Source organism: Lactococcus sp. dk101 (assembly GCF_009601055.1).
Taxonomy (GTDB): domain Bacteria; phylum Bacillota; class Bacilli; order Lactobacillales; family Streptococcaceae; genus Lactococcus.
Map to the genome: position 1 here is coordinate 1 of NZ_WITI01000027.1, position 8,357 is coordinate 8,357.

The 8,357-nt window shown below is 38.4% G+C and carries 6 protein-coding genes and 1 tRNA gene; 4 read left to right on the forward strand and 3 right to left on the reverse strand.

Features of this window, described 5'->3' with window-relative positions; translation table 11 throughout:
* Positions 1 to 361: 361 nt before the first annotated feature.
* Both GHI45_RS11070 and GHI45_RS11075 read right to left on the reverse strand, forming a co-directional pair.
* Positions 362 to 1,693: a hemolysin family protein gene (locus GHI45_RS11070; RefSeq protein ID WP_147780900.1), complete on the reverse strand. Its 1,332-nt coding sequence runs from the start codon at positions 1,691 to 1,693 to the stop codon at positions 362 to 364.
* 61 nt (positions 1,694 to 1,754) lie between these two features.
* A complete protein-coding gene (locus GHI45_RS11075) occupies positions 1,755 to 2,882 on the reverse strand; it encodes an AI-2E family transporter (RefSeq protein ID WP_147780901.1) in 1,128 nt (375 codons plus the stop codon).
* 195 nt (positions 2,883 to 3,077) lie between these two features.
* Between GHI45_RS11075 and GHI45_RS11080 the strand changes: the two genes are divergently transcribed.
* Complete coding sequence (locus GHI45_RS11080) at positions 3,078 to 3,518, forward strand: GNAT family N-acetyltransferase (RefSeq protein ID WP_147780902.1); 441 nt, start codon at positions 3,078 to 3,080, stop codon at positions 3,516 to 3,518.
* A 94-nt stretch (positions 3,519 to 3,612) separates the two neighbouring features.
* Here GHI45_RS11080 and uvrA read toward each other — a convergent pair whose 3' ends face one another.
* Positions 3,613 to 6,444, reverse strand: coding sequence for an excinuclease ABC subunit UvrA (uvrA, locus tag GHI45_RS11085; protein ID WP_147780903.1), 2,832 nt, complete (start codon positions 6,442 to 6,444; stop codon positions 3,613 to 3,615).
* Between the two features lie 309 nt (positions 6,445 to 6,753).
* On the opposite strand from uvrA, the gene GHI45_RS11090 reads away from it, so the two are divergent.
* The 3 genes from GHI45_RS11090 to GHI45_RS11100 all read left to right on the forward strand — a co-directional run bounded on the left by GHI45_RS11090 (position 6,754) and on the right by GHI45_RS11100 (position 7,798).
* Positions 6,754 to 7,287: a VanZ family protein gene (locus GHI45_RS11090; protein ID WP_147780904.1), complete on the forward strand. Its 534-nt coding sequence runs from the start codon at positions 6,754 to 6,756 to the stop codon at positions 7,285 to 7,287.
* Positions 7,288 to 7,340: 53 nt separating this feature from the next.
* Positions 7,341 to 7,649 carry a GIY-YIG nuclease family protein gene (locus GHI45_RS11095; RefSeq protein WP_147780905.1) on the forward strand — a complete coding sequence of 103 codons (309 nt, stop codon included), beginning with the start codon at positions 7,341 to 7,343 and terminating at the stop codon, positions 7,647 to 7,649.
* A gap of 78 nt (positions 7,650 to 7,727) precedes the next feature.
* Positions 7,728 to 7,798 (forward strand) — tRNA-Cys (locus GHI45_RS11100).
* Positions 7,799 to 8,357: the final 559 nt, after the last annotated feature.

Here is an 8,357-nt window from a genome sequence, read left to right on the forward strand (position 1 = left end):
CTTTGTTTTTTGTCTCAAAATTTATTCTTTTGACAGGTTGGTTTTTTTGAAAGCTGTCCTTGCTTTACATGAGTTATTCTACTTTATTCAGTTTTCAATGGTCTAGCGTGTCGCGCCTCACCGACGCAACTTTTATATTATATCACTCCTCAATCCTTTTGTCAAGAATTAAGTACGCGATGTAATTGCTTTTCGTTTCCTCGTTCGGTATTCCCTTACGAGACAACTATATTAGTATATCAAACATCTGCTTCCTTGTCAAGAATCAGCTACGCTTTTTTAACTTTTTTTCATCTTGTACTTATTTTGCCCTTTGCTTATGCTTTTTTGAATAAAAAAAAGCGGATATCCGCTTTTGATTTTATTCTGTAATTGTAGATAATTCAAATTCTACTCTTAATTTGACAATACGCTTGCCATTTGTTTCCAAACTAATCAAGGTTAAATTATCATCTTCGTTTTGAATTTTAATGGCATGTTGCTCGCCTCTTTCAGGAATAATTCCTGTTGTTGCTACAAAATAACCTGCGATTGTATCGACATCTGCATTTTCAAGGTGCGTACCGAATTCTTCGTTAAAGTCGTTGATAGTCATTTTTCCTTGTACAATGTACATAGTATCACTGAGCTTGACCACTTCTTTTTCTGCTACGTCTGACTCGTCTTCAATCTCTCCGACAATTTCTTCGAGCATGTCTTCAAGCGTTACAATTCCGACAACCCCACCATATTCATCAAGCAAAATCGCCATTTGGTTATGGGTGCGTCTAAGTTCAAGGATTAAGACGTCAACATTGATTGTTTCTGGTACAAACAAGGCTTCTTGGAGCATGGCCTTAATGTCCACATTTTCAAAGCCATGTGTAAAGCCATATTTCAATAGTTTTTTAGTATGGAGAACGCCCAAAATGTGGTCTTTGTCATCATCATAGACTGGTACACGCGAATAGGCTTCGTTCAATATTTTTTCAATGTTTTCATTGGCATCATCTTGAATGTCAATCATGAAAGCATCAGTACGTGGAACCATGATTTCACGCGCAAGAAGGCCGTCTAAGCTGAAAATACCTGCAAGCATGCCTCTTTCTTCTTCATCAAGTGCTGTTTCATCCGTCGAAACCAGATACTCAAAATCATCCCGCGTCATATTTTCATCATTCTCATCAAATTTGATGGGAAGAATTTTAACTAAACCATTAACCGAAACAGTAAGCAACCAGATAAAAGGACGGAGAATGAGTCCCACACCTTGTAATGGTTTGACCAACAATAAGGCCACGCCATCTTTTTTTGATTGTGCAATTCGTTTTGGTAAAAGTTCACCAAAGACAATGGTAAAGAAGGTCAAAATGACCAAAATAACGAGTTTTGTACCGGTATAAACTGGCAATGCTGTTGAAACATTTGGGACAATAGCTTTTGTAAGACTGTCCGCGATGCTCGCACCTGCGAAAATATTCAAGAAAGTAATCCCAACTTGAATGGTTGAAAGGAAACGTGTTGGATCATCAATAACTTTTAATAAGTTCTGATATTTTAGGTTCCCTTCATTTGCTCTTTGTTCAACGCGTGAATGATTAAGTGACACTAAGGCCATTTCACTTGCAGAGAAAAGGGCATTAAGAAAAGTAAGAAAGATTAATAATACAATCTGGGAGAGTATTTCAAGACTCCCGGGGTCCGGGTTTGGCATTTTTGCTCCTATATATTTTATTTATTGGTACATTTTATAAAAAAACTATCAATGCTTTACATTATATCACATTTTCATCAGAAATTTCTGATTTTTTTTGACTTTGATGGTTGCGGTAAAGGCTGTTGATAAATTTGACGATTTCTTTGACCAGTGAATATGCTGGAACTGCGACAATCATTCCAAGAATACCGTAAAGGCTACCTGAAATTAGCATCAAGACCATGACTGTAACGGGATGGATTTTGATGGCATTCCCAATAATTTTTGGATAAACAACATTACCATCAATTTGTTGCAAGACTAGCACGTACGCCGTTGCAAACAGTGCTGTCCAAGGACGGTCAAAGGCGACCGTGAAAATCATGGGAAGAACACCAATGTATGGGCCAGCGTAAGGAATGAGGTTGGTAAAGCCAGCAAAGATAGCAAACAAGAAGGCGTATTGAATACCAAATAAGGTATAGCCGATGAAGACGACCACAAAGACGAGAAAGGCATCAAGTGCTACACCACTGATATAGCGGGAAATGGTATGGTTCATTTTTTGGAGAAGGTCGAAAATATTGAGTTTATCTTCTATTAGAACGTGTTCACGCAAGAATGGAATTACTTTTTCGCCGTCTTTGAGCATATAATATAGTAAAATGGGAACCAAAATCATAACCATGATAATGCTGGAAATAACACCAACGATACTTCCGATACTTCCTGTAATATTATTTAAGATATTATGAAGAATATCAACATAAGAAATATTCACCTTATTCAAGAGTTCGCTGACATTGATTTGATTGTTCAAAACGGCAAATCTTGGATTGTTTGCAAAGGCTTCTACCCAAGCTTTCAGCTGCGGATAGACTTTTGTAGAATTGGTAATCAGACTGGTGAGCTGATTGATAAGATTTGGAATGATAGATGCAAAAATGAGATAAATAATTCCCAAAAGTAGCACAATCACAAGCATGGCACTGATTGACCGTTTTACTTTCCATTTTCGTTCAACAAATTGAACGATTGGAATGAAGATATAATACAGAAAACCAGCTATAATGAACGGCACAAAAAGTAGCGCCAAGAGTGTATTGATTGGTTTGAAGATAAATCCAATTTTGGTCAGCAAAAAGATTAACAAAGCAACTGCTAAAATTTCGATGGTCCAAAAGAATAATTTGCTTTTTTTAAACATAGGCTCCTTTTCTCTTGCCTTCACATTGGTCGTTTGATTTTAATTTTTTATAATAAATATGTAAAAAATAATACATCCAATTCAACGACAAAATTTTATTTTTATTTTAATTTTTATTATAATAAATAAAAGCGTATTTCGCAACCTGATGAATTAGCTTTTAAATTTTAATGAAGAAATTGTTCGAGGATAACTATGGAAATAAAAATCACACGCGATACCATGTCTGATACTTACTTTGATGCTTTGCGCATTCGAAACGAGGTCTTCGTCAAAGAACAAGGAGTGCCTTATGAGCTTGAAGTAGGAAATGCCCTTGAAGAAGCAACTTCTATCCATTTTGTCAGCTATGACAATAGTTTACCTGTCGCTACCGTTCGCCTTTTGACCACTGATAGCCTTGAGAATGCCTTGGTGCAAAGAATGGCCGTTTTTCCTGATTTTCGTGGGCAAGGCTTGGGTGTCGAATTGCTGGAAAGCCTGATTGATTTTGCTCAAACGCACGGCTACAAAAAGTTAACGCTTCACGCACAACTCACTGCTCGTGGTTTCTACCCGCATTTTGGATTTACTGAAGTCGGTGAAATTTTTGAAGAAGCAGGAATTCAACATATCACAATGGAAAAAGCACTCTAAAGTGCTTTTTTCATTTTTGTCAGTACTGACAGCTATTATTCACGAAATAATTTAACTTTTTTAGGATTTACTTTCTTTGTCAGCGCTGACGACTTTAAGCATTCTTATTCAATTTGGCCTTCAGATATTGACCCGTGTAACTTTCCTCGACTTGCGCCACTTCTTCAGGTGTGCCTTGCGCCAAAATCATTCCGCCGCCGCTTCCACCTTCTGGCCCCAAATCAATAATATAATCTGCTGATTTGATGACGTCCAAATTATGCTCAATCACGACCATGGTATTGCCTTGTTCAACTAAGCGATCAAGCACGCTCAAAAGGGTGGCAATGTCTTCTGAATGCAGTCCTGTCGTTGGCTCATCTAGAATGTAGAAGGCCTTACCTGTGCTGCGTTTTTGCAATTCAGACGCTAATTTCATGCGTTGCGCTTCTCCACCCGACAATGTCGTTGCAGGTTGTCCAAGTGTTACATAGCCCAATCCGACATCAACAATCGTTTGCAATTTGCGTTCGATTTTTGGAATGTGACGGAAGAATTCTAGCGCATCGGACACGCGCATGTCCAAAATATCAGAAATTGATTTTCCTTTATAATGAACTTCTAGTGTTTCAGAATTGTAGCGTCTGCCATGACAAATCTCGCATGGTACGTAAACATCAGGCAGAAAATGCATTTCAATCTTGATAATTCCGTCACCCGAGCATGCTTCACAACGTCCACCTTTGACATTGAAACTAAACCGTCCTTTTTTATAACCACGAATTTTGGCTTCGTTGGTTTCAGCAAACAAGCCACGAATGTCATCAAAGACAGAAGTATAAGTTGCAGGGTTGGAACGTGGGGTACGACCGATTGGACTTTGGTCAATATCAATCAACCGCTCAATCGATTTGTAACCACTGATGGATTTGTGCTTACCTGGCTTCTCGGAATTTCGATTGAGTTTTTGAGCAAGAGACTTCTTCAAGATACTATTGACCAATGTGGACTTGCCTGAACCCGAAACCCCTGTTACTGCCGTCATAATTCCTAGCGGGAAGTCAACATCTAAATTTTTAAGATTGTTTTCCGTGGCGCCTGTAATTTTGACGGCACGTTTTTTATCAATTGGTCGTCTTTTTTCTGGAACTGGAATTGAGCGTTTACCAGACAAATATTGACCTGTCAGCGAGTTCTCGTTTGCCATCACTTCTGACGGCGTCCCCGAGGCGATGATTTGCCCACCTAATTCGCCCGCACCTGGCCCCACATCAATCAGCCAGTCGGCTGCTTTCATGGTGTCTTCATCGTGTTCTACGACGATGAGCGTATTGCCTAAATCTCGCATTTTTTGGAGACTTTCAATCAAGCGGTCATTATCTCTTTGGTGTAAACCAATCGATGGTTCATCAAGAATGTACAAAACGCCTGACAAATTTGACCCAATTTGAGTAGCCAGGCGAATACGCTGCGACTCTCCACCTGAAAGGGTTCCTGAAGCTCGTGACAAGGTCAAATAGTCCAAGCCAACATTTTTCAAGAAGGTCAAGCGATCAATGATTTCTTTGACAATTGGTTTTGCAATCAATTCGTTTTGAGCAGACAATGTCAGTGCTGACAAGAATTCCAAACCGTCTCCGATCGCATAATTAGAAATTTGTCCAATGTGTTTGTCGTTAACTTTAACAGACAATGCTTGATCATTGAGGCGGAAGCCGTGACAGGTCGTACAAGTCAATTCTGTCATATAAGCACGTAAAGCTTCTCGCGTATAATCGCTGCTGGTTCCACGGAAACGGCGTTCAATATTTGTAACAACGCCAGGGAACGGCATCATTTTGTCAGAGACATTGCCAAAATCGCCCACATAGTAAAAATGAAATTCACGTTCGCCCGAGCCATACATAATCAGATTTTTTTCATCATCAGACAGATTTTCCCAAGCTGTATTCATGTCAATGCCAAAGGCATCACACATACATTTGAGCATGGTTGGGTAGTAATTACTTGAAATAGGGTTCCAAGCCGAAATGGCACCTTCAGCTAAAGTTTTGCTTTCATCAGGCACAACCAAATCCACATCGACCTCTTGCTTAACCCCGAGACCATCACAGTCTGGACATGAACCAAAAGGCGCATTAAATGAAAATAAGCGAGGTTCAAGCTCAGGAACAGTAAAGCCACAAACAGGACAGGCGTAAAATTCACTAAAAAGGAGTTCTTCGCCATTCATCTTGTCAACAATGACATAACCCTCAGACTGATGAAGCGCTGCTTCAACCGAGTCAAATAAACGTGACCGAATACCATCTTTCACAACGATACGGTCAATTACGATTTCGATATTATGTTTTTTATTTTTATCGAGTTCAGGAACTTCCGTCACATCAAAAACTTCGCCGTCAACACGGACACGAACATAACCATCTTTTTGCACCCGCTCAAAAATTTTCAGGTGTTGTCCTTTTTTGCCACGGACAATCGGCGCTAAGATTTGCAACTTGCTCCGCTCAGGCAGTTCTAAAACTTGATTAACAATTTCTTCTGGCGATTGAGCAGAGATTTTGCCATGCCCATTGATACAGAAAGGCTCACCCACTCGTGCAAAAAGCAAACGCAAATAGTCGTTGATTTCAGTGACTGTTCCGACAGTTGACCGCGGATTTTTGCTGGTTGTTTTTTGGTCAATGGAAATGGCAGGAGAAAGTCCGTCAATGCTATCAACGTCTGGCTTGTCCATATTTCCTAAAAATTGACGTGCATAGGCAGACAAACTTTCGACATAACGCCGTTGCCCCTCAGCATACAAGGTTTCAAAAGCAAGCGATGATTTTCCCGAACCAGAAACACCCGTGACAACAACCAGTTTATCGCGGGGAATGGTAACATCAATATTTTTCAGATTGTGCTCTCTAGCACCATGAATGACGATTTTATCTTGTGGCATTTTACATTTCCTTTTCCAACATTATCGTTTTTTTCTTTATTTATATCAATAATACGAAGATAAGTTTTATATTGATTTGTTTTTAAACTCAATAAAACAATGATATAAAACAGTATCTAATCAATTTTCTATCTTACTCTATTATATCGTATTTATCGTTTTTTTCAATTTTTCAACCTTATTTCAGAACCATTATATCACGAAATTTTCGTCAAATCTCCTAAAAAATGCTTTTCTGATAAAAAATCGGAAATACTTTATAGTAAATAGAATACGAGGTGCTATAATAGATTTAACAAAGGAGTTATTATGCAGTTGACAGTACTTTGCTTTTTTGATTTTCTTGTCTTATTTACGCTCATTTGCTTATTTTCTATTTTATTGAAAAAAGGCTATGGATTTGGACGAAAGCTGACCTCACTCGTTTTAGTAGTATATCTCTTTATTTTATTCATGCTAACTCTTTTTCCAAGCGGTATGGATTATTCAAACTTTCAGCCACCTCATCAAATCCTCTTGCTCGTTAACTTGTCCATTTCGGATTTGTTTCATGACAGTCTCTATCAAATCTTTGGAAACACCTTTTTGCTTATGCCACTCGTGTTTCTTTTGGCACTTTTAAATCAAAAATTGAGTTCACTTAAAGCCATGGTCTCGATTGCCTTTGGCGTGTCATTTTTTATCGAAACCACTCAACTTTTTATGACTTATTACAAATTAAGTATGCGGGTCTGTGACATTAATGATTTGATATTGAACACGCTAGGCGCCTTCATTGGCTTTGCGCTTTTTCGATTGGCTGAGCGTATATTTCCTCAAGTGATGGAATTTCTAAAAAAATAATCTTAAAGAGATGGTCAGTACTGACAAGTTCAAATTCGTGCTATAATATGCTCATGACTCTTGCAAAAAAACATTACTATACTTATGTGGTTCGCTGTGCTGATGAGACCCTCTATTGTGGCTATACTGACAATGTTGAAAAGCGTGTGGCGACGCACAATTCTGGCAATGGTGCCAAATATACAAAAACACGGCGACCTGTTCAGCTTCTGGCTGCTGTCGAGTTTGAGGACAAGTCCGAGGCGACAAAATGTGAATGGTGGTTTAAGCATAAATTAGTTCGTAAACAAAAGTTGGAACTCATCAAAGAAAACCAGATAAAACAAGCCTTCGAGACCTATCAACTCAACAGAAGTAAATAAAATCGTTCATTCATTTTTATCATCTCGTTAGCTTCTTCTTGCTTTTGACAAATAATTTCGATATAATAAGAATGTTGTGGCGGCATAGTGAAGTGGTAACACATGGCTCTGCAAAAGCTTAATCGTCGGTTCAAATCCGACTGTCGCCTTATTTTATGTTTTGTATGACTTTACATGACTTTATACAACGTTACAAACCGCTTAACAGAGCGGTTTTTGTTTTTCTTTAAATCATGGAACATTATACAAAGTCAAATGTTTTTGGTCAAGATTTGGTCAGACACTATAAAAAGCACTTTCACCAAGTGCTTTTCTTCTATATAATATTCCGCTGGATAATAAAACCGCCCTGATGGACGGTCTAAGAGAAAGGAAAAACTTTCATGAGCTAGTCTGGTTAGCTCCAACTTCATTTTATCATAATCTGGTTATTTTGCAAGCGTTTTCTGTGAATTGGATATTTAAAACCGCCTTGTTAGGCGGTGTATAAAAGTGGGAATCACATTCTAAAGAAGGAGGCAGGATTCGAACCTACTAGCGCTAGTTGCACTTCCCCCTACCCAAATCTAGGTTTCCTTCATGTGTACAATTATTATAACATCTTATGCAAAACTTTGCAAGCGTTTTCTAAATAAATATAAAACAAAAACCCCTTTAAATGGGGCTTTGATGTGGAGTATGAACCTCATCACATCCTATAAATATGAT

Excerpts from the sequence above, each read along its gene's own strand:
- GHI45_RS11095 (WP_147780905.1), top strand. The coding sequence starts at position 7,341 with ATGACTCTTGCAAAAAAACATTACTATACTTATGTGGTTCGCTGTGCT.
- GHI45_RS11080 (WP_147780902.1), top strand. The coding sequence starts at position 3,078 with ATGGAAATAAAAATCACACGCGATACCATGTCTGATACTTACTTTGAT.
- GHI45_RS11070 (WP_147780900.1), bottom strand. The coding sequence starts at position 1,693 with ATGCCAAACCCGGACCCCGGGAGTCTTGAAATACTCTCCCAGATTGTA.
- uvrA (WP_147780903.1), bottom strand. The coding sequence starts at position 6,444 with ATGCCACAAGATAAAATCGTCATTCATGGTGCTAGAGAGCACAATCTG.
- GHI45_RS11075 (WP_147780901.1), bottom strand. The coding sequence starts at position 2,882 with ATGTTTAAAAAAAGCAAATTATTCTTTTGGACCATCGAAATTTTAGCA.
- GHI45_RS11090 (WP_147780904.1), top strand. The coding sequence starts at position 6,754 with ATGCAGTTGACAGTACTTTGCTTTTTTGATTTTCTTGTCTTATTTACG.